The 21,779-nt window shown below is 61.8% G+C and carries 18 protein-coding genes and 1 pseudogene; 11 read left to right on the top strand and 8 right to left on the bottom strand.

The window, feature by feature from the left end; genetic code table 11:
• Together IEI94_RS11450 and IEI94_RS11455 are read right to left on the bottom strand one after the other, a co-directional pair.
• Positions 1–1,710 (bottom strand): annotated as a pseudogene (locus IEI94_RS11450) (hypothetical protein); the annotation flags it as partial.
• Positions 1,711–1,954: 244 nt separating this feature from the next.
• Positions 1,955–2,920: a helix-turn-helix transcriptional regulator gene (locus tag IEI94_RS11455; protein ID WP_191167437.1), complete on the bottom strand. Its 966-nt coding sequence runs from the start codon at positions 2,918–2,920 to the stop codon at positions 1,955–1,957.
• A 231-nt stretch (positions 2,921–3,151) separates the two neighbouring features.
• Here IEI94_RS11455 and IEI94_RS11460 point away from each other — a divergent pair, with 231 nt between their 5' ends.
• The 3 genes from IEI94_RS11460 (at position 3,152) to IEI94_RS11470 (ending at position 6,698) form a co-directional block, all read left to right on the top strand.
• Positions 3,152–4,858 carry an ATP-binding cassette domain-containing protein gene (locus tag IEI94_RS11460; RefSeq protein ID WP_191167438.1) on the top strand — a complete coding sequence of 569 codons (1,707 nt, stop codon included), beginning with the start codon at positions 3,152–3,154 and terminating at the stop codon, positions 4,856–4,858.
• Positions 4,859–5,146: 288 nt separating this feature from the next.
• Positions 5,147–5,776, top strand: coding sequence for a porin family protein (locus tag IEI94_RS11465; protein ID WP_191167467.1), 630 nt, complete (start codon positions 5,147–5,149; stop codon positions 5,774–5,776).
• A gap of 241 nt (positions 5,777–6,017) precedes the next feature.
• On the top strand, positions 6,018–6,698 hold the full coding sequence (locus IEI94_RS11470) for a 5'-methylthioadenosine/S-adenosylhomocysteine nucleosidase (RefSeq protein WP_191167439.1): 681 nt from the start codon (positions 6,018–6,020) through the stop codon (positions 6,696–6,698).
• Between the two features lie 49 nt (positions 6,699–6,747).
• On the opposite strand, the gene IEI94_RS11475 is transcribed toward IEI94_RS11470, so the two are convergent.
• The 3 genes from IEI94_RS11475 to IEI94_RS11485 form a co-directional block, all read right to left on the bottom strand.
• A complete protein-coding gene (locus tag IEI94_RS11475) occupies positions 6,748–7,521 on the bottom strand; it encodes an ADP-ribosylglycohydrolase family protein (RefSeq protein ID WP_191167440.1) in 774 nt (257 codons plus the stop codon).
• Between the two features lie 146 nt (positions 7,522–7,667).
• A complete protein-coding gene (locus tag IEI94_RS11480; protein WP_191167441.1) occupies positions 7,668–8,912 on the bottom strand; it encodes a hypothetical protein in 1,245 nt (414 codons plus the stop codon).
• A gap of 457 nt (positions 8,913–9,369) precedes the next feature.
• Positions 9,370–9,909 (bottom strand): superoxide dismutase family protein, encoded by a 540-nt coding sequence (locus IEI94_RS11485; protein ID WP_191167442.1) that lies wholly within the window; start codon positions 9,907–9,909, stop codon positions 9,370–9,372.
• A 125-nt stretch (positions 9,910–10,034) separates the two neighbouring features.
• Between IEI94_RS11485 and IEI94_RS11490 the strand changes: the two genes are divergently transcribed.
• From IEI94_RS11490 to IEI94_RS11500, 3 genes are all read left to right on the top strand, one after another.
• Entirely contained in the window at positions 10,035–10,676 is a 642-nt protein-coding gene (locus IEI94_RS11490) for a DsbA family oxidoreductase (protein ID WP_191167443.1), read from the top strand.
• A gap of 76 nt (positions 10,677–10,752) precedes the next feature.
• Entirely contained in the window at positions 10,753–11,496 is a 744-nt protein-coding gene (locus IEI94_RS11495) for a dienelactone hydrolase family protein (RefSeq protein ID WP_191167444.1), read from the top strand.
• A gap of 165 nt (positions 11,497–11,661) precedes the next feature.
• Positions 11,662–13,824, top strand: coding sequence for a TonB-dependent receptor (locus IEI94_RS11500; RefSeq protein ID WP_191167445.1), 2,163 nt, complete (start codon positions 11,662–11,664; stop codon positions 13,822–13,824).
• A 21-nt stretch (positions 13,825–13,845) separates the two neighbouring features.
• Here the strand turns inward: IEI94_RS11500 and IEI94_RS11505 are convergent, their stop codons facing one another.
• Positions 13,846–14,703: an ABC transporter substrate-binding protein gene (locus tag IEI94_RS11505; protein ID WP_191167446.1), complete on the bottom strand. Its 858-nt coding sequence runs from the start codon at positions 14,701–14,703 to the stop codon at positions 13,846–13,848.
• A 307-nt stretch (positions 14,704–15,010) separates the two neighbouring features.
• On the opposite strand from IEI94_RS11505, the gene IEI94_RS11510 reads away from it, so the two are divergent.
• Together IEI94_RS11510 and IEI94_RS11515 are read left to right on the top strand one after the other, a co-directional pair.
• On the top strand, positions 15,011–15,925 hold the full coding sequence (locus IEI94_RS11510) for a homocysteine S-methyltransferase family protein (RefSeq protein WP_191167447.1): 915 nt from the start codon (positions 15,011–15,013) through the stop codon (positions 15,923–15,925).
• Positions 15,922–17,349, top strand: coding sequence for a coniferyl aldehyde dehydrogenase (locus IEI94_RS11515; RefSeq protein WP_191167448.1), 1,428 nt, complete (start codon positions 15,922–15,924; stop codon positions 17,347–17,349). Before IEI94_RS11510 ends, IEI94_RS11515 begins: the two co-directional genes overlap by 4 nt.
• Positions 17,350–17,358: 9 nt before the next feature.
• Here the strand turns inward: IEI94_RS11515 and IEI94_RS22620 are convergent, their stop codons facing one another.
• Complete coding sequence (locus tag IEI94_RS22620) at positions 17,359–17,706, bottom strand: hypothetical protein (RefSeq protein WP_224750093.1); 348 nt, start codon at positions 17,704–17,706, stop codon at positions 17,359–17,361.
• 125 nt (positions 17,707–17,831) lie between these two features.
• Between IEI94_RS22620 and IEI94_RS11525 the strand changes: the two genes are divergently transcribed.
• Both IEI94_RS11525 and IEI94_RS11530 read left to right on the top strand, forming a co-directional pair.
• Positions 17,832–18,398, top strand: a complete 567-nt coding sequence (locus IEI94_RS11525; RefSeq protein WP_191167449.1) for a TetR/AcrR family transcriptional regulator — start codon at positions 17,832–17,834, stop codon at positions 18,396–18,398.
• The gene (locus tag IEI94_RS11530) at positions 18,395–19,711 is read left to right on the top strand and encodes an MFS transporter (RefSeq protein WP_191167450.1); all 1,317 of its coding nucleotides are present in this window, start codon (positions 18,395–18,397) and stop codon (positions 19,709–19,711) included. Before IEI94_RS11525 ends, IEI94_RS11530 begins: the two co-directional genes overlap by 4 nt.
• Positions 19,712–19,768: 57 nt before the next feature.
• On the opposite strand, the gene IEI94_RS11535 is transcribed toward IEI94_RS11530, so the two are convergent.
• Positions 19,769–20,668, bottom strand: a complete 900-nt coding sequence (locus IEI94_RS11535) for a LysR family transcriptional regulator (RefSeq protein WP_191167451.1) — start codon at positions 20,666–20,668, stop codon at positions 19,769–19,771.
• A gap of 150 nt (positions 20,669–20,818) precedes the next feature.
• Between IEI94_RS11535 and IEI94_RS11540 the strand changes: the two genes are divergently transcribed.
• Positions 20,819–21,646 carry an SDR family oxidoreductase gene (locus IEI94_RS11540; protein WP_191167452.1) on the top strand — a complete coding sequence of 276 codons (828 nt, stop codon included), beginning with the start codon at positions 20,819–20,821 and terminating at the stop codon, positions 21,644–21,646.
• Positions 21,647–21,779 lie beyond the last annotated feature (133 nt).

Consider the following 21,779-nt stretch of genomic DNA (forward strand, 5'->3'; position numbering starts at 1 on the left):
GTAGCCGACCCCTGCCGTGCCATCATCGGGATCGTCGCTCTGGCTCAAGTTGACCGTGCCATTGAAGGCAAGGTCACCGCCCACGTTGATGCGGTCGGATGTGCCGGATGCGGGGTCAGCCGCCGAGCCGGGAGCGCCCAGCTCGAACTCGCTGATGGCGCCACTCTCCAGGGTCAGATCGCCATCGACGGTCAGCGTGCCGATGGAGTTGCCCGGGGCGAGGGTCCCACCCGATGCGATGGTCACCAGGGAACCGGCTCCCGAGCCGATCGTCCCTGCACCGCCCAGGGTGGCGCCGGAGTGAACGTCCAGCGAACCACCGAGCACGCCATTGCCTACCAGCAATCTGCCGCCGTAAACCGTCGTGGTGCCTGAGAAACCGGCGCTGTCCCCGGTCAAGGAGGTGGTGCCTGAATGGTGGTCGAGGGCCCCGAAGCCCGGACTTTCGCTGACCAGGGCAGCATCGAAGCTGTAATCGGCACCGCCGTGATTGAACTCGAGACTGGCTATATCGCTTTGCAACCGGATCGTATCGGCTGAAAGCGAACCCGGATCTGGGGCGTCGCCTGCATCAGCCGGGTCTCCCCCGATGATCAACCGTGCAGCGCCGATGCGGGCTCCACCCCCCGAATCCAGAAGTGATAGCGCACCGCCATCGTTAATGACGAGGGCTCCCTCCTCGATCGCAAGAGACTGAGCCTCTTTCTCGCCGGTCAATGTCCACGAACTACCGCCAGCTTTCTCCAGCTGGTCGAATCCATGATATTGGCTGAGGTTCAGACTGGCATCGTCATCGCCGTTGAGCAGTAGCGTAGCGCCGGCGCCATGAGCCCTCACGTTGCCGTTAAAGCTGAAGCCGGAGATCAGTTCGAGCGTGGAATCGGCGCCGTTCAAGCGCAGGGCATCGGCCCGCCCATTGCCACCGACACCCCCGGCGATCTCGCCGGCATTCATGACCCAGCTGCCATCTTCCTCGACGGTCAGACCGACACCGCCGCCAGGACGGATTCCGAAGTTTGAAGGACCACTGTTGCCGCCCGTTATCGTGCCGCTGTTTTCCAGCCTCTGCCCTGTGAACACAACACCATGACCACCCGCTCCGGTACGATCCCAGGTATCGGGACCGCCTGTCCCACCGGAGATGGTCCCTTCATTCCAGAGGTTTTCGCCAATGAAGTTCACGCCAACACCGCCATCCCCGGCAATGGTCCCAGAGGTGCCCCGACCGCCATCGCCAGCTTCGATCGATCCGGAATTGGTGAGATCCCCACCGTTGAAGACCACTGCCGTCCCTGCGTCTCCGCCATATGCACTGGTAACACCGGGGCCCCCGTCCCCGCTGCTGACCTGCCCCTCGTTGACAAAATTTCCGCCGGTAACCATCACGCCCGTGCCACCGTCTCCGGCCTGGTGAAAGCTGCTGCCACCGCCGGAGCCACCTCCAATGACGCCATAATTTTCGAGGGTTTCACCACTGAAGCTCAGCCCGAGGCCCCCATCACCCCCATCGTCCTGAAAGCCAACTCCACCGGAGCCGCCGCGGATCAGACCTTCATTGATCAGCCTGCCGCCAGAGTGATCCAGCCCAGCGCCGCCATTATCGGCAGGATCAAAAGGGCTGTCGGCGGCATCGGTACCGATGATCTCCTGACCCTCAGGAATGACGGTGGTATCGCCGGCCCAGGTAACCCCAATATGGACGACCAGCATGGAGGCAATCGCCACACCGGCGGCGGGTCGCATCCTCAGGACGTAAGGCCTCGGAGAGGTCACGTCCGTCAATTCCTGCGTAGGCCGCAGAGTATTTCGATTTGTTTGCATGACACTTGGCTTCGACATTCGATGATCAATGGCTTGTGGAGAGTGGCTGCTTATTAAGTAACATGCATAAACAGCAACACGCCTCCACTCAGCGCCACATCACGAAGGAAAGCCTGCTCCGCGCGACGGTCTTCTACAGGATGCCCGCTCGCTCTCTCACCTCGTTGGGAGCCATCGCGTAACGTTGCCGGAAAGCGCGGTAGAACCAGGAGAGATTGTTGAAGCCCGAATTGAAGGCGATCGTACTGACGGGCGTTTCCGCGTGGCGAGTATTGGAAAGCCAGAGAAACGTTCGCTCGAGGCGCTGCTGCAGGAGAACGTCAGTAAAGCTGGTCCCGGCCTGGCGAAACAGCGCCCGAAGATAGCCCGGTGACACGCCATGGCGGCCGGCCACCTCAGGCAGTGTAATGTCCCCGCGCAGCGCCAGGACGGCCATGTCCGCCCTGATTGCCCTGAACCGCGCCTGCCTGAGCCCGCGTCCCCGGGCGAGTGCCTGGGCTTCCGGCTTTGCACCGAGGGATAGCAAGGCGAGATCGATGAGTTGATTGACGATCATCGGCGCCTGCTCGCCCGACACCGGTGCATCCGGCCTGGTCAACGTCATGGCCAGTCGGGTCAGCAGTTGCAGCGGATTCGATCGGTTTGCCACCAGTGGCGTTTTCGCGGCCTTGTCCAGATCGGCGATGGACGGCCCCAGCAGATCCCGCGAAAAGGAGATGCTCAGAAAGCGGCTGCGACGGCCACGGAATTCGACCCGGCCCGGCAGACCGTTGATGCCAAGGCAGCCAGACCCCGGCCTGCAGACGATCTCTTCCTTCTGGCGCGATACCCATTCGCCCTCGCCGTCGGGGCACACCAGTAACGAAAGATCGTCACTGCTGTTGGCGACCTCCCATCTTCCCCGCATGGCGACCAGCGGCGACGAGGTGACCAAGGCAATCGACACGCCGGGCAGCAAATGAATGCGAACATCGATCTCCGGGGCGGTCTTGTGCGGAACGTCGAGTTGGACCGAGGCCATCGCCGCATAAATATCATGCGCCATGTCGAGCCGTTCATTCGAGGGAAAGTCCACGGAGGAGAATTGGTGCATTGTCATGGTGTCGAGCCAGCTTGTTTGTGAAGATTTATTCTTGAGATGGCGCTGCGGTGCAGCCGACGCTTTAGTGGGAAAAAGCTATCCGTTGGGGGCGCTGTTGTCACCTGTCTGTATGGCATTAGATAGACGCTCTCCTGCTTCATTATTTTAAGCGCATATGAGAATGCATTACACTTCTATATCTGATCCAGCCAACTCATACGAGATTGCCCAGCCGCGGCTAGCCCTGCCATGAAAAATGCCCCTCCTTCATCCTACGTGACGACCTACCGGCGCGGGCTCGAGCTGGTCCAGGCACGCTATCCGCGATTCTTTGTCCACCTCGTGCTGGTGCTGCTGCTTATGATCGGCATAGCGGCGGTGGGCGCTGCGGTTCCCTATTTGCTGCGGCAGACGACTAACCTGCTGGTGGAGGAGTCGGGTGAGGCGGCGGTGGGCATGATCTACGCCTTCGCCACAGCCTATGCGGTCGGCTGGACGTTGAGCAATATGATGGAGTGGGGCAAGAATCTCGCCAGTTCATATGTGATGGCCAGGTGCGATGCGGCCGTGTATTCCAGCGTTGTGCGACGCCTCTTTCGCCTGCCTTACCAGGCGCAGCATCAGCTCGATACGGGTGTGGTCATGGCCGATGTGAACCGCGCCATGAGCAGCTTTGGCCTGATCAACCACGCCCTCTTCTGGACCATCGCCCCGGTGGTAATCCAGCTCTGCTTCGTCTTCGCTATTCTGTGGCAGGTGATCAACCTCTCCTTCGCGGCCGCCTTTATCCTGGCCATCGTGGTGCTCTTCGCACTCACCTACCGAATTGCCGATGCGACCACCCGCATCCATAAGCACTTCTACCAGACGCATACCCAGCTGAGTGAATTCCTCGCCGAGCGCCTGCGCGCGCTGTACGACATCAAGATCAACCGCGCGGCCGAACATGAAGAGCGCACCCTGGACCAGCACCTGCGCACCTACGTTCACACCGTATACGGGACCCATGCCAAGCTCAGCGGCTTGATGGGCGGGCAAGTGCTCGCGGTGGGCCTGGTGCTGGGTGGGTTCACGCTCTATACCGTCAGCGAAACGCTACGCCAGCGCTACCAAGTCGGCGACTTCATCATGATCACGACCTATGTGGTGCAGCTCACCTCCCCGTTCGTCATGATCGCGGCGGCGTTGATCGACCTCAAGAAGAACTACGTCGCCCTCGGTGACGGCCTTAGATACCTTGACCTGCCGACCGAGCCCCAGGCCGAAGCCAATATCGCCCTAGATCGCCAGCAGCCGGTGTTCACGCTGCGTGAGGTTACCCTACGCGCCGATGACGCCACGTCCGCCGAGCCGCTCAGTGCGGAGATTCAGGCTGGCAAGATGTACGGGGTGCGTGGCCCATCCGGAAGCGGCAAGTCCACGCTGTTGAGGACCCTGCTGGGGCTCGAGCCCCAGGCGGCCGGCGAGATCCTCTTCCACGGCGTCAGTGTTCGCCGCCTATCACCGGAGGCGATCCTTGGCGACGTGAGTGTCGTCCCCCAAGCGCCGCTGATTTTTAGCGGTAGCCTTCGCGAGAACCTGCTGTACGCGCACCCTCAGCCCGTCGCTGACCAGGCGCTGCTGGCACTCGTCGACCTCCTGGATCTAGAACGGATCGGCGGAGAAACCTCCGGCGAAGGCGTGCTGGATCGGGATGTCGGCGTACAGGGCAGGAATCTCTCCGGAGGGGAGCAGCAGCGCATCGCCATTGGCCGAGCCCTACTGCGCGGCACACGCACCATGATCCTCGATGAACCCACGGCGGCGCTGGATAGTGCTCGCGAGATTCAGCTGATGCAGGCACTAAGAGCCCGCGTCGAGACCCTGGTGGTCGTCAGCCACCGTGAGCAGGTGCTGGCACTTGCCGATGAGTGTATTGATATTGGGCCGCGTAACGCGCCGGCTTTGGCAGAGTAGTGGAGGCCATTCCCGGCACCGGAAGGGTGCCTACGGGGCAGTGCCTTCGTGGCTGAAGAGTAACGCTTGCTGGATAAGGCAGCACAGCACATTTACCCATTTTTCAGCCGTCTGTAAACACATTCTAAATTACTAACATAAAGCATTTCAGGCCCTTTATCCCATCTTTCTGCACCTTGGCAGGTGTTTACTCTTATCGCGCATCTCTTATACAGATGTGGTCCTCCAAGACCGTCCACCTAATTAAACTGAGCATGTGGACTTTTTGATAGCAGGGAACATAAGGGAATACGGAATCTCGCTGTATCTGCAGCCGCTCTTTTCGGGGCTTCTGCCTCTACTCTGGCTGCTACGCCGACTTTCTACGTCGGTGGCCAGCTCGGTTACCAGAACGTCGACATGGAAGACAGCGAAACCTGGCAAGGCGGCTCTTACAGCCAAGACTACTCCGTTAGTGGCCTGGCTGGTGGCGTCTTTGCGGGCGCCCGCTTCGATGTGACCCCACGAGTCTTCCTCGCCCCTGAGGTCAACATCGGCACCTCCAACGCCGATGGCGGCTGGACAAACAGCAGCGGCACCTCTTACGAGCTGGAAGCCAAGAACAGCTACGGCATTGCCCTGTTGACCGGCTACAGCATCGCTGAGGCTACCGACGTCTACGCTCGCCTGGGCTATCAGCGCACCAAGTTCGAAGCGACCTACGCTGGCCCCAACTTCGATAGCGAAATCGATAGTGACACCTTCGGCGGCTTCCGCTACGGCGTCGGTATGGAAACTGCTATCGGTGCCCAGACCGCGCTGCGCCTCGACTGGTCACAGACCCGCTACTCCAGTGAGAGCTTTGATAAGCAGTGGGGCACCCGGACTTTCGACCCGACCGAGAGCCTGTTCCAGGTGGGTGTTGTTGTGAGCTTCTAATCGCGCTAGCTCCTGACTAGCCATTTGCGATAGCTCGCTAGTGGACGATTGAGAAGCGATGGCAGGTGACTGCCATCGCTTCTTTTTCATTCTCAAGGCTCCAGGGTATTAGATCCTTGGTGATCAACCATTCGCTTGATATATCGCGCCAGCGTGGCAGTGATACTGCCTAGGAGCTGATAACACGCTGATCAAGCCAGTACACTGAGATGAAGCCCCCACCGCAAGGCAAGCAGCACCGATGAAAAGCTCAGCTACTGATGACGCCCAGGCCGATGCCGCCAGCACGCCCACACTGACGACACTCGGCGGCCGCAACGTTCTCTTCGTAATGGCCGCCGAGGCCGAGTACGGCCCGCATCTGAGGCAGCGTTTCACCCCGCTCATAACCGGCGTTGGCCCCGTCGAAGCTGCGGTCGAGTTGACCGCTGCACTGTCTACCCTCGCCCAGCGCGGACGCCTGCCGGATTTGGTGGTGTCGCTGGGGTCGGCCGGCAGCCGGGTGCTGGAGCAGACCGAGGTCTATCAGGCGACCTCCGTTGCCTACCGCGACATGGACGCCACGCCGCTGGGCTTCGAAATGGGCGTCACGCCCTTTCTCGGCCTGCCAGCTACCCTTCCGCTACCGCTGCATATTCCCGGCATTGCCGAGGCGTCGCTATCGACGGGGGCCAATATCGTCTCGGGCGCGGCCTACGACGCTATCGCCGCCGAGATGGTGGATATGGAGAGCTATGCCTGCCTGCGCGCCTGCATGCGCTTCGAGGTGCCGCTGGTGCTGCTGCGCGGCATATCGGACGGCAAGGCGGAGCTGCACCACGTCGATGACTGGACGGAGTATCTCCATATCATCGACGAGAAGCTAGCCTTGGCCGTCGACCGCCTCGGCGAGGCGCTCGCCGAGGGGTTGTTGACGGGCTGACGCTGGCCGTCGGGAATTGAAGGCCTGGATTGCGGTGATTCACCAGCCATCAGGAGGCCGGGAACTTGGCTTCGAAAGCCTCCACCACCTTGCGCAACGCCAGCGTCAGCCGTGCCAATGTCTCGCCTCGCAGTGACTCGGGCAGACCACCATAGAACGCTTCAGCCATGCCGCCCGCCATGCACGCCTGGGTGTCGGCATCGCCGCCAAGCGAGACCGCATTACGGATGGCTGACTCGACGCTATCGGCCTCCAGAAAGGCGAGTATTGCCGGAGGCACCGAGCCCTGGCAGGAGACGTCGAAGCGATAGTCCGGGCGGATCTCGTCCAGGGTTGGGGATAGGTCATAACCGAAGCGCCCCTCCACCTCGGCGCGCAGGCTCGCCTTGTCGGCGCCCTGACGCGCCAGGTAGATCACTGCAGCCACCGCTTGAGCGCCACGGATGCCCTCGGGATGGTTGTGGGTGACCTCGGCACTCGCTTTGGCGAGGCTTAGCGCTTCCTCCAGCGACGTGGCAGCAAAACCCACCGGAGGCACCCGCATGGCCGAGCCGTTGCCCCAGCTGTAGTAGGGCTGCCGCTCCCGGTTGCCCGCCCAGCGCATGAAGCCGCCGCCGAAGCCGGCATCCGGATAGCGATGAAAGTAGTCATGGAAGGCATCGACGTAGTCGCCGCCGTACAGCAGCACCTCGGCGACCGCCACGCAGAGCACGCTGTCATCGGTGAAACGGCTGTAGGGTGTGAACAGCGGAAAGTCCTGGTGTTTGGTGCCGCGCCATTCGTGCACCGAGCCAATGATATCGCCAGCAATGGCACCGAGCATGTGGGGCTCCTCGTCTGGTGTCTGTCGCTATGCATGGTGGGCCAGTTACGACCTCGTCAAGCGGGCCTCTCTCCGGTTAGATTCGTCTCGATGAAGGTTTCGCTAGGGAAACGGTGGGGATGGGCCGCTACTGGCCCATCCCGCGTTCAGGACACCGGCTGCTGCTTGAGCCGGTAAAGGACCTTTTCCGGGTGCCCGTCATCGTCGGTGTAGACCACAAAGGCCTTGTAGTTGTCGAAAAAGGTGCCGGTAAAGAAGATCCACTCGTCGGGGCGGAAGTTGACGATGTTGTCCAGTTTGACGTCCTCTTCCTCGAAGAAGTCTTCACCGGTCAGGGTCATCAGCAGCTCGCGAAAGTCGTCAGCGGACGCCTCGTCGAGCACGAAGTCGGTGGCAAGCAAGCCGCCGAAGAAGCTGCTCAGGTCCGTATCGCTGGAGGGGCGCTGGAAGGGCCGCAGTTGATCACCATCCTGGTAGAAGAAATGCTCGCGGGTGCTACGCCAGCCGCTGTCGTCGCTGAGCGAGGCAAAGGTGTCGTAGTCGTAGCGATAGACGATGCGCTGCACGATATCGCTGCCGTCCGGCGTCACGACCGGTTCTACTTCCAGGCGCATGTCCTCCATGAACAGTGCCTTCACCTCGGCCAGCTCTTCCTCGCTGACGCTTGGCGCGGAAGCGTCCACCAGGTCGTCACGCCCCCAGTCGACGACCCGCATCGAGGCATCACGGCTAAGCTCGCCCTCCAGGGTCAGCGATAGCTCTGCATCCTCCGGTGGCTGACCGTCCATTCCGACCAGGTGGCCATCGAAGGTCAGGCGCCATTCCAGGGTGTCATCTGCCGCCTGCTCGAAGTGGACGCTTCCGGTATCGGCCAGCACCTCGCCCACTCCTTCGCGACGCTCTCCCAACATCCCCATCGCCATGAAGGTGTCCCCATCGATGGCCTCCACATCCGGGCCGACCAGCGCGGCCTCGCCTTCCACCATCGATGTCTCGGCGTGGGGCGACAGCACCATGCAGAGGTACTGCAGTTCGTCGCTATCGCTTCTCAGCATCAGCATGGTGCCGACGACCAGCCCGCTGCTGCTGTCGTTGAACCAGCCCTGGCCGTAGACGCGCCAGTGCTCGTCCTGTCGCTCCCAGACACCGGCGATGGGTGGCGCCATATCCGGATCGTCGCTATCGAGCATGGCGATGATCTCGGCATCGGACATCTCTTCTGGCGGCGGCGAACAGAGCGTCGGGTCCACCATCTCGATCAGCATGCCCGGGGGCATCCGCTCCTCGAGCGGGTCGGCGCTGACCGGCGCCGCAACTGCCACTAGCAGACCAGCACCCAGCAGACTGGCGGTCCGACAGGTGCCTGTGGATGAAAGGGCTGAAAACGCCATCGTGTGCACTCCCCCTATTGTTGTCTGGACAGTGCTCTACCCAGCGGCAGCGCACCTGCCATCAACCTACCAAGGCACCGCGGACCGCTCCCCGTTCAAATGAACGGTATCTCTTGGGTCAGCGTTGGCGAATGCCTTGCGGGTAGTGGCCTGATGCGTACTGGAAAGGAAAATGTGGTGCTGCTCGACGAGCCCCATCTGGTCACCGCCGCTCACCGCGATTTCATTGAGAATTGCAGGCTGCCTGCCCCTTGGTGGCGAGTTATCACCCTGATAGCGTGCCGGACGACGCTACCTAGTCGGTCAGCGCCGTGGTCGGCAGATTGAGGACGCACTCGCCGCTGCGGCGAATCATCTCAAAGCTATGGTTGTCGGACGAGGTGATGCAGCCCTCCATGAGAAGTTGGCCCCTCGGCGAGGCGCTCGCCGAGGGATTGTTGACGCGCTGAGGATAGGATCAGTCGCCCTGCACGACCCCACAGGCGACCCGGTCGCCGGCGCCACCGATGGGCTGACTCATATGGTCATCGGGATTTTCATGGATGACCAGCGCGGTGCCGTCATCGCCGAGCATGTCGCCACCAATACTGCCGTCGAGGCTGGCCCGTTCGTTGAACATCTCCACCATCGCGCTACCGTCACCGTGGACGTAGAAGTTGGGCAGGTCGCCGGCATCCGGGCCGTCCGGGTTGAGGAAGCCGTGCTCGGCATCATCGGGGTTGAGGTGGCCGCCAGAAGCCTGGAACCCTTCATCGTGATCCTCGCAGGTACCGACGCTGTGGATATGGATGGCCTTCCAGCCCTCTTCCAGGCCATCGATGCTGAAGTTGATCACTATCCCGACCGGGCCCTGCTCGATCGTGCCCTCTCCCACCACTTCACCGTGGTTGTCGAGGAATTCGACGCTGGCCGTCGGGCCGTTGCCCTCGTCTGCGATGCTCGCCAGGGAAAAGGCCCCGAGTGCCACACCGATCACTGCTGCATTGCGAATTTTCATCAACTTCTCCTAGTAGTTTGAGCGACCTGTCATTGGTCTTCCCCAGCATAGTAGCTGGGGGCACGAATCACGACCGTGAGATGCTATGGTGCGATGGAACCACCCTAGCCGGCAGCTCAGCGACCATGCCCCACGTCGACATCACCGTGATCTCCGATGCCATCTGCCCCTGGTGCTTCATCGGCAAGCGCCACCTCGATCTCGCCTTGGCCGAACTACCCGAAGAGATCAGCGTATCGGTGGCCTGGCACCCCTTCGAGCTCAATCCCGACATGCCCGCCGAGGGGCTGTCGCGGCGCGACTATCGCACCGCCAAGTTCGGCTCCTGGGAGCGCTCCCAAAAGCTCGACGCCCAGGTGGAGGACGCCGCCAACCAGGCCGGCATCACGATCCACCACGAGCGCATGGCGCGAACGCCCAACACCTTCAACGCCCACCGGCTGATCTGGCTGGCCGGGGAACAGGGCGTCCAGTCGGCCGTTGTCAGCGCGCTCTTCCAGCGCTACTTCGTCGAGGGTGAGGACATCGGCGACGGCGCGGTACTCGCCAGCGCTGCCCGGGCCGGCGGGCTAGCGAATATCGACATACCCACCTTTCTCGCGGGCGACCAGGGTCGAGCCGAGGTAAAGGCAGGCCTCGACGAGGCGCGGCGCCTGGGCGTGAGCGGTGTGCCAACCTTTATCTTAAATGGCACCACCGGCCTCTCGGGCGCACAGCCACCCGAGGCACTGCGCCAGGCGATTCTCGAGGTCGCCGGCAAGGGCTGAAGGCCAGGGTAGAAGCGTCCCTGGTACATTCGCCCATAGCCACCGTCGACCACCATCCATCAACCGGAGTACTGTTATGTCTCGCGCAATCGACATCCCCGCCGCCGATGGCACCATCGACGCCTATCTCTTTACCCCCGGGAACGCCAACGAACCCCTGCCGGCGGTGGTGCTGTTCACCGATATCGGCGGCCTGCGTCCCTGCTATCACGAGAAGGCCCAGCGCATCGCGGACAGCGGCTATGCCGTGCTGATGCCCAACGTCTACTACCGCGATGCGTACGGCCCCGTGGTGCCGGAGGGCAAGTCGTTCCGCGACCCGGACGTGCGACCGACGCTGGTCGAGTATGCCGGCCACCTCACGCCCGAGGCACAATCCCGCGACTTTGCCGCGCTACTGGCGTGCATCGATGAGCAGGTCGAGTTCGCTGCTGGCAAGCTGGGCGTGGTCGGCTACTGCATGACCGGCGCCTTCGCGCTGCGCATGGCGGCCGAGCACCCCACCCACATTGCCGCTGCGGCAGGCTTCCATTCGGCGCGGCTGGCAGTGGCCGACGACCCGAATAGCCCCGTGCACGTGATCGGCACCATCGAGGGGCGCGTCTATCTCGGCCACGCCGACAAGGACGAGCTGCTGCCTTCAGAGCAGATCGCCCGCCTGGACGAGGCGCTGGCCACCGCCGGCATACACTTCACCACCGAGCTCTACAAGGGTGCCGCCCACGGCTTCACGGCCAAGGACGCCCCCTCCTACGATGCCGCCGCCGATGACCTGCACCACAAGCGCCTCGCCCTGCTGCTGGAGGAGACGCTGCAATAAAACTGCCCCATCGTTTTCTGCGGCCCTACGGTATGGGCCGCGCCTCTACTAGACGAGCGATGGCAAATGCGCCTAAACACCAAACAATAATGATTATACTTTAGAATAGTTTTTATATTATCATCCTTGTGTAAAACCTATAGCCTTTAGCACAGAGGAAACCTCATGCCCCTGCCTGCCCCCTCCTGGCGTACGCTCACGTTCATTCTGCTAGGGACGCCCTGCGTTGTCTGGGCGCAAGCACCTTCCGGCGACAGTGCTTCGCTTGAGACCGTCACGGTGATTGGGGAGGCAACCGCGAGTGGTGATCGCCCCGCCCCGGCTTTTGCCGGTGGCCAAGTGGCTGCCGGTGCACGCGTTGGTACCTGGGGGCAACGCGATGCAGCGGATATACCGTTCAATGTGATTGGGTTTACCGCTGAGCTAATCGAAAATCAGCAGGCTGAGACGCTGGCGGATGTGTTAATCAATGATGCATCGGTACAAAGCGGTTTTGGCTATGGCAACTACGCGGAAAAGTTTCAAATTCGCGGCTTTGATCTGGATGGTGAAGATATTGCTTATGGTGGCGTCTACGGCGTATTGCCGCGCCAGGTAGTCGCGACCAATATTGCCGAACGCGTGGAACTGTTTAAAGGTGCCAATGCCTTTGCCAATGGCGTTTCACCCAGTGGCTCCGGCGTTGGCGGAGCGATCAATATTGAGCCCAAACGTGCGCCGGATGAACCACTCACGCAACTGACCACCGGGGTGACCGACAGCGGCTACGTTGAAAGTGGCCTGGAGCTCGGGCGGCGTTTTGGCGATCAGAATCAGTTCGGCGTTCGCGCCAGCATTGAGCGTGGCCGGGGGGATAGGGCGATTGATGATGAAGAGCGTCGCGCAACCTCCGCCGTAGTGGGGCTGGATTATCGCAGTGAACGCGGCCGCGCCTCACTGGATATTGGCCATCAAAGCCACACCGTGAACGGTGGCCGTTCAGTAGTACACTTAGGAGGTGGCTTGACCCGTGTGCCAGATGCCCCCTCCGCCAGTACCAACTATGCACCAGAGTGGGCCAATACAGAGCTGAAGACCAACTTCGCGATGCTGCGCGGCGAGTACGATGTGGCTGACAGCTGGACCGCCTATGCAGCAGTGGGCGGCAACAACACTCGCGAAAGCGGCATGTATGGCTCGCCGACGGTAAATGCAGCAGACGGCTCATCCACTATCGGCCAGATGGAAGTGCCTTATCGTGCTGAAAGTATTGGTGGGCAGGCTGGTGTGCGTGGGGCATTCGATACGGGCGCGGTTAGCCATCAGGTGGATCTCGGCTACTCGAGTATCTATCGCACCACCCGGTCGGCCTATGAGATGGTGTTGTTTACGCCTAGCGCTACCAATATCTATCAGCCAGTCGATGTGCCGTTGCAAGCGCCGGACTGGAGCGATGGGGATATGAGTAATCCCAACCTGCGCAGCCGAACGCGCAACAACGGCGTATCGCTTTCCGATACGCTGGGCTTTCTGGATGACCGGCTGCTGCTTACCTTAGGCGCACGCTACCAGGAAGTCGAGGTCACCAACTATGATTACGACGGTAACTTTGATAGCCGTTTCAGCGATACCCGCCTCTCGCCTGTTTATGGCGTCGTAGTTAAACCGACAGATTCACTATCACTCTATGCCAACCACATCGAAGCATTACAGCCGGGCGACACGGCTCCCACCACGGCGGTGAATGCTGGGCAAAATATTGGTTTGATCGAAGCCAAACAGAGTGAGATCGGCGCCAAAATCGATCTGGGCAATCTGGGCGGTAGTGTGAGCCTGTTTGAAATCGAGCAACCCAATGCCTTTCTTGACGCCGAAACTGGCATTTACGGCTACTACGGTGAGCAGCGTAACCGTGGTGTGGAGCTGAGTGTTTACGGTGAGCCACTGGACGGCCTGCGCTTGCTGAGTAGCGCCATGTGGATTGACCCTGAGCTGACGCGTACCGACGATGGCACTCACCAGGGCAACAACGCGGTTGGGGTGCCCGGTTATCGCGTGGTTTTAGGCGGCGAGTGGGACATTCCCCAAGCGCCCGGCTGGACGCTTAGCGGCCGCGCAGTGCGAAATGGCAGCCAGTATCTGGACGCTGCCAATCAGCTCGAAGTCGATGCCTGGACGCGCTGGGACGTGGGTGTTCGCTACGCCATGCCGCTGAATACGAACACGCTAACCCTACGCGCCAATGTCGAAAATCTCACCGATGAGAACTACTGGGCCTCGGCCACCGGCGGCTATTTGACCCAAGGCGAGCCGCGCACGGTAAAACTCTCCGCCGCATTGGACTTCTAGGCGCTCTTTAAAGAGCTTCGTTCAACGGGCTAATAGCGCTTCACTGAGCAACTCAGCGAAGCGCGCTGCTGATGGAATTCCGCCAAAACTCCACACCGCTGGCAGGCGAAATACGCGGTGCTCTTGAACAGCTGGAAGATGCTGCCAAAGTACATTGTCAGAAAAATCATTACTCATGCCTGAAGGGAGCGGCTCGACGACAATGATTGCCGCATCAGAGTAGGTCAACAGCTCTTCTAACGCTACCGTGGCAACCCCCCACTGATTGGTAGGTTGTTGCCAAACATTGGTCAGCCCCAAACGTTCTAGCACCGCCTGAAACAGACTGTTCTCGCCATATACCCGCAGATGGCGGGCGTCAATGAATTGCACGACAAGTAATGGTGGCTGCGCTTCCAATAACGCTTTTTGCTGATCCAGATACCCTTCAACGACATCAATCAGCGTGGAGGCTGCGTCGTGATTGCCGCTCAGTGCCGACAGAGTATGCGTTGTGCGCTGTAGGCGTTGCCAAAGTGGATCGCCAAGTTGGTAATTGGCCAGCGAAGTGATAGGCGCAATGGTATTCAGCTGGTCGCTCAAACGCATGAATAGCGGCGAAAGCAGGATGTGATCGGGAGCCTGCTGAGCAATCAACTCACGGTTGGGCTGCGCACGCAGGCCAACATCAATAACGTCTGACGGTAATTGCTCGGCGCCACCCCAACGCCGGTACTGGGGAATCTCGGCTAACCCAACAGGCGGGTTGTCCAGGGCAACCAGCGTTTCGGCAATTGTCCAATCCAGTGTCACTATATCGGCTGAGGCAATGACTGGATTGGGCGCTAGGGCGCTAATACAAACGAAGGCCCACAACCCATAACGGAAGCCGAGCTTCATTTCGAAACGGCGATGTTGCGCGATCCGTTGCGAGGCTCCATGACCTGCAGAGGGGATCTTCCATTATTCGCATAGGTAGCTTCCTTGGCATCGAGCATAAAGGACTCCTGACGGTGGCGTTGATCGCAATGGCCCATCATAGTGCTAATACTTCTCATTTTTAACAAAAAAGAAAGATTTACAGTGATGGATGCCGCTCCAGCAAAAGACCCGCGACCCATCTAGATACACGCCACAAGCCATGGTGGCGAGCTATTGGTAAGCTGACAGCGTCATACTGGTAACCTTGGAAAAGGATCGTGGCCTGATGCGTGCTAGAAAGGAAAATGTAGTGCTGCTCGACGGCGGGATGGGGCAGGAACTCCGGAAACGCAGCCGCCAACCCGCCTCACCGCTGTGGTCCGCCCAGGTCATGCTCGACGAGCCCCATCTGGTCACCGCCGCTCACCGCGATTTCATTGAGGCCGGCGCCCAGGTGATCAAGCTCAACAACTACAGCGCCACACCGATTCGTCTGGCGCGAGACGGCGACCCCGCTCTGTTCGAGCCGCTGCATGCCGCAGCGCTGAGCGCCGCTCATCAGGCCCGCGAGGAGAGCGGCCGAGAGGTGCAGATTGCAGGCTGCCTGCCCCCCTTGGTGGCGAGTTACCACCCTGATAGCGTGCCGAACGACGCTACCTGTCAGCGCGACTACCGGCGCCTCGTGGCGCTCCAGGCCGACGGGGTCGAACTGTTCCTGTGTGAAACGATGTCGCTGATCCGCGAGGCGCGTGCCGCGACCATGGCGGCGCTGGAGAGCCAGCGTCCGGTATGGGTGGCGTTTACGGTGGACGACAGCGACGGCTCGCGTTTGCGTTCCGGCGAGTCGCTGGCCGCAGCAGCCCGGGAGGTCGTCGCCCTCGGCGCGGCAGGAGTCGTGGTCAACTGCTCCATGCCGGAGGCGGTGACTACCGCCATGGATGAGCTTTCCAAGCTCGACGCGCCCTTCGGCGGATACGCCAACGGCTTTACCTCCGTGGCCCCGCTGCAGCCCGGTGGCACGGTGGATAAGCTAGCGTCGCGTACCGATCTCGACGCTGCCGCCTACGCCGAGCATGCTTTGAGATGGGTCGCGCAGGGGGCAAGCGTGGTCGGTGGCTGCTGCGAGGTTGGCCCCGCCCACATTGCCACACTGGCCAAGCGTTTGAGCGACAGCGGATACCGCCCAGGGCTCACGTCATGAGGGGCCAGGGCCAGTCAAACGCCTCGCCTGCCGTCGATCTCGACCAGTTGCTGTCGGCACTGCGCGCGGCCTATCGCCGGGATGGCGCGCCGTCGCTTGCCGAGCGGCGGGCCGATCTTGCTGCGCTGCGCGCCGCGCTGATCGAGAACCGCCGCCAGCTCGAAGAGGCCATCAATGCCGATTTCGGTCATCGCTCACGCCACGAGACGAGCGTCATGGAGCTCGGCAGCACGATCAGCGGGATCGACTATCTGCACAAGCATCTGCGCCGCATGATGCGCCCGGAAAAGCGCCATGTTGCGCTGCATATGCGCATGGGCTCGGCACGGGTCGAGTATCAGCCGCTAGGTGTCGTCGGCATCATGTCACCGTGGAATTACCCCCTGGTGCTCGCCTTGATGCCGCTGGCAACGGCACTGGCGGCCGGCAACCGGGTGCTGCTGAAACCGTCGGAGTTCACCCCGACGATCAACTCACTGCTCGAGGAGATCCTGGGTGGGCTGTTCTCGAAGGAACAGGTGGCGGTGGTCAACGGCGATGCGGCGGTGGGCGCGGCCTTCTCCGCCCTGCCCTTCGATCACCTGATGTTCACCGGCAGCACCGCCGTCGGGCGCAAGGTCATGCAGGCGGCCAGCGAGCATCTGGTACCGGTGACGCTGGAGCTGGGCGGCAAATCGCCGGTGATCATCGAGGCGGGGCACCCACTGGACCATGCCTGCAACGGCATCGTGTTCGGCAAACTGGTGAGTGGCGGCCAGACCTGCATCGCCCCCGACTACGCCCTGGTCCATGAGCAGGATCTGGCGGGCTTCCTCACCCACTACGAGGCGGCAGTGGTGGCCGCCTACCCCGACGGCCCCGCAAGCGAGGATTACACCTGGGTGTTCAACGACCGTCACCTGGCCCGCCTCAACGACCTGCTGGAGGATGCCCTCGCCAAAGGTGCAACAGTGCGCGAGGTCGGCCACAAGGGGCAAAATGCACACCCCCGCGCGATGCGCCCGACAGTGGTGCTCAATGTCAGCGACGACATGGCCATCGCCCAGGAGGAGATCTTCGGGCCGATCCTGCCGGTGTTCACCTATCGTACGCTGGAGGAGGCCATCGACTTCGTCGATGCGCGCCCTCGCCCGCTGGCGCTCTACTACTTCGGCGATGACAAGGCAGCCCAGCGCAAGGTGCTCGACGGCACCACCTCGGGCAATGTCACCCTCAACGGCACGCTGCTGCATATCGCCCAGGACGATCTACCGTTTGGCGGCGTCGGCGCGAGTGGCATGGGTGCCTATCACGGCATCGAAGGCTTCCGCCGGCTCAGCCATGCCAAGGGGATCTTCGCGCAGGGCCGCTGGAACGTCGCGACGCTGCTGCGCCCCCCGTTCGGCAAGATGGCCGAGCGCCTCCTGCGCTTCGTACTGCGCTGAACGTAGCCGCTACTCAGCCTCTTCCGCAGCAGCGCCATTGTCCTCCACGGTCACTCGGGCGATATGGTTGGTGCCGCTCTGATGGATCAGCAGCGCGGCACTATCCAGGGTGGTGCGCATATGGGGCAGGATGCCGGCATACACCGGGCCGGAGGGGATCGGCCAGCTCTGGAAGGTCTCCGCATCGGGGTCGAGCCGGCCGAGGATGTCCAGCCACTGCCCCACCCACCAGATGCTGCCGTCCGGCGCTTCCACCGGATCGCGGGAGCGCTGGCCCAGCGTCGGCACCTTCCACTCTTCGATCTGGAGGCTCAGCGGTCCATCCGCCGGCGTGGCGGCGCGAGGGCCGCGGAGCATGCGCCACTTGCTCTTGCCGCTCCCTGATAGACGATTTTCACTGCAGCATCGCTTGACACCACCGGGCCCTTGTACTGCAATGCATCCACATTTAGATAGATCGGTCTATATAGGAAGGGACACCTATGCCAGCCTCCAAGCGCGACCAGCTGCTCGCCACCGCCGAGCAGCTTTTTCATGAGCAGGGCTTCCACGCCACCGGCATCGACCGCATCGTCGCAGCAGCCGGGGTGGTACGCATGACGCTCTACAATCACTTCGCCTCCAAGGAGGCGCTGGTGATGGCCGTGCTGGCGGCCCGTCATGAGCGCTTCCTTGCCCACCTCGATACAGCAACGGCTAGCGTCACACCGGGCCAGGCCACACTGGCCCTGGTGGAGGCGCACGGCGACTGGCTGGAGCGCTACAGCCTGCATGGCTGCATCATGGCCAAGGCGATGGGCGAGTTCGCCGAGCACAGCGCCGAGATCCATGCCCTGGCGGCGGCCGCCAAGATCGACCTGCTGACGCGCCTCGAGGACGCCGTATCCCGCGACGGGCTAGATCACCACGCCGGCCTGGCACGGCATCTGTTCATGGTGCTGGAAGGCAGTAACACGGCGGTGGCCCTGCTGGGTGCGAAGACGGCCCTCGCGGACACCCGCGCCATGGTCGACACCCTATTGGCGGCAGCCCGGAGCAGTGCTCAATGAGAACCTTGTCGAACATGGGATTCGCTCTGTTTGGTGCCGGGCTAATCGCCATCAGTTACGGGCTCGCGCGCTTCGCCTTCGGCCTGTTCGTCCCCTCCATCAGCGCCGAGCTGGACCTGACGGCTCACCGGATCGGCATCATCGGGGCGTTGCCGTTTATCAGTTTCGTGCTTGCCACCCTGGTCGCGCCACTCGCCGCTGATCGCCTCGGGGCGCGCAACCTGGCGGTAATCTCGGGCTGTTTCGGTGCCGGCGGCTTGACGCTGATCAGTCAAGCTGCGAGCGCGATGTCGCTGGGTATTGGGGTGTTCACCTGCGGCATCTGCACTGGCTTGATGATGCCGGCTCTGACTACCGCCATGCAGGCGCTGGTCAGCCGTACGATGCACGGCCGGGTCAGTTCGATCATGAACGCAGGTACCAGCATCGGTATCATCGTGGCGGTACCCACGGTGGTGTTCCTGTTCGATGCCTGGCGTTTCACCTATGCCATGTTCGCTGTGCTGGCGGGCGTCGGGGTCGTGGCGGCATGGTTCTTCATTCCCTCTGTATCGCGGATCGTGCCGGCCAACGCCGTACCTCCGCCGCCACTCAACCGTCAGCAGTGGTCCCGCCTCATCCGGCTGACGCTGTTCGCCTTTATCATGGGCTTCGTATCTGCGCCGTACTGGCTGTTTGCGCCAGATCTGGCGGTTACCCTCGGCGCTTTGTCTCCCGGCCACACCGGTTGGCTGTGGTTCGCCGTCGGTATCGCCGGCCTCGGGGGCGCCATGATCAGTGATCTGGCCGACCGCAATAACCCGCCGATTACCCAAGCCTTGATGCTGATGATGCTGGCCTCGAGTCTGGCACTGCTCGCTGCGAGCCCAGGGCAGCTAGGGTTGGCAATGTTCTCGGCGCTGGTCTTTGGCCTTGCCTATATGAGCCTGACCGGGCTCTATCTGATGACCGGCATCCGCCTGTTGCCGGGGCGGCTCTCGATGGGGCCGGTGTTGCCCTTTATGGCGGTGGCACTTGGCCAGGCAGCCGGCTCACCGGTCATCGGCGCACTGGTCGACAGGCTCGGCTATGCCGATGCCTTTGCCATCTTCGCGATGGTCGGCATCCTGGCGTCGATGCTGTCTCCGATATACCCGGGCCACATCGACTACTGGGCCGACTGGACAGAGGAGGCAACAGAAACCGCAGAAGCAGAAGAAGAGGAACAACCAGCAGTTGAAGACACCGGCCTGCAGGCGGCGTATGACCAGCAGCTGGTGGATGAGAATGGCGACCCGGTGGAACCGGCAGTGGAAGAGGACGAGACTACCTAGGCGATGGGTAATTCGGCCAGATGAAGCCCATCGAATTTCCCTCAATAGGACGAACCATCAAGCCTGAGTCTCGGTCGCCTTCAGCAGATCGATAAAGGCGCGCAGCGCGGCCGGCACATGGCGGTGTCCGGGATAGTAGAGCATCAAGCCGGGAGATGGCGGGCTCCAATCTTCCAGTACCGCCACGAGCTGGCCCGCTGCGAGCCGGTCACTAGCCGCGATGTCAGGAACGTAGGCAATGCCGAGGCCGTCGGCCGCCGCCTCGACCATGAGGTCGTTTTCGTCGAGTGTCAGTGCGCCGGGCACGTCCATGGCCACTTCCTGCCCTCGCCGCTCGAATTCCCAGCGGTAGCGTTTACCGCTGGGCAAGCGCTGGCGTATACAACGGTGCTTGTGAAGATCGTCGGGAACGCTGGGCGTGCCGAAGCGGCGCAAGTAGGCCGGCGAGGCTACTGCCAGGAAACGGACATCACTGCCCAACTTCACCGCAATCATGTCCTGGGGCACCGCCTCGCCAAGCCGAACCCCGGCATCGAAGCCCTGCTCGACGATGTCGACGAGTCGCCCTTCGCTGACGAGGTCGAGTTCCACCGCCGGGTATCGGCTCAGGTAGGTGGGAACGACATGGGCGAGCAGCAACCGGACGGCCGCTTTGCTGGCATTGATGCGCAGCAGGCCGCTGGGCTCGCCGCGGTCGTCGGAGAGAGCGTCCAGCGTGGCATTCAGCTCCCTCAAGGTGGGCGTCATGCGTGCCAGGAGTCGGCTGCCGGCATCCGTGAGCGACACACTGCGGGTGGTGCGGTGTAGCAGCCGTACATCGAGCTGCTCTTCCAGGTGTCGCATGCGGTGACTCAATGCCGAGCGCGAGATACCGATCAGATCAGCCGCGCGCCGGAAGCTGCGCTCGGCGGCGACTACGGCAAAGGCGTCCAGGTCGGCCAGCGTCGGCTTGGTCATTCTCGGTTTGGTCACTTTCGATTTGGTAACCCTTGACACGCCCATTGGTGAAATACTCTCACTAGTTCATATCATACTAGCCTACTTCTTCTTTCCAATCGGGTGCACCACCATGAAATGGCCAACCCAACTGAAGGAAGGAATCGCGCAATGAGCAAGACATGGCTAATTACCGGAGCATCCTCAGGCCTCGGCCGACTGATGACGGAACGCCTGCTGGCGCGTGGCGACCGCGTGGTCGCCACGCTGCGCCGGCAGGGCGTTCTCGACGAACTGCAGCAGATCCATGGCGAACGCCTCACGCTGCTGACCCTCGACCTTACCGATGTATCAAGGATCCGCGAGGCCACTCGTGAAGCCTTCACCCGTATGGGAAGAGTCGATGTGGTGGTGTCCAATGCCGGCTATGGGCTTTTCGGCGCCGCCGAAGAGCTCAGCGATGAACAGATCGACCACCAGATTGCAACCAATCTCACCGGTTCGATTCAGCTGATCCGCGCGGCGCTACCCCACTTGCGCGCCCAGGGAGGCGGGCGCATCGTGCAGGTCTCCTCCGAAGGCGGCCAGAAGGCCTATCCCAACTTTTCGCTCTATCACGCGACCAAGTGGGGCATCGAAGGCTTCATCGAATCGACAGCGCAGGAAGTGGCGCCGTTCGGGATCGATTTCATCCTGGTCGAACCGGGCCCCACTGCGACCGATTTCGCCACTGGACTCGTGCGCGGGGAATCAATGGAGGCTTATGACGCCACACCGGCAGGCGATGTCAGGCGAGCCGTGGCAGATGGCAGTTTCGAGATAAAGGGCGATGCCGCCAGAACGGTCGATGCCATGATCGCCGCCGCCGACGAGCCGGCGCCCCCCTTGCGGCTGGCACTCGGCAGCTCGGCATATGAAGGCATCAAGCAAGCGCTGGAAGCGCGGCTTCAGGCACTCGAAACACAGCGCGACGTGGCCTACTCGGCCGATGTCGATTAACGGGTGGAACCTGACCGCCGTATGCTAGGCTTTGTACGAAAAGTAGATTCTGCTAATTTTTCCTATGCCGCAGCAGCATAGGTGAGGTATGGCAGGACGCTACGAGCTATCCGACCATAGCTGGTCGCTGATC

It is taken from the genome of Halomonas sp. ML-15 (assembly GCF_014779595.1).
Lineage (GTDB): Bacteria > Pseudomonadota > Gammaproteobacteria > Pseudomonadales > Halomonadaceae > Franzmannia.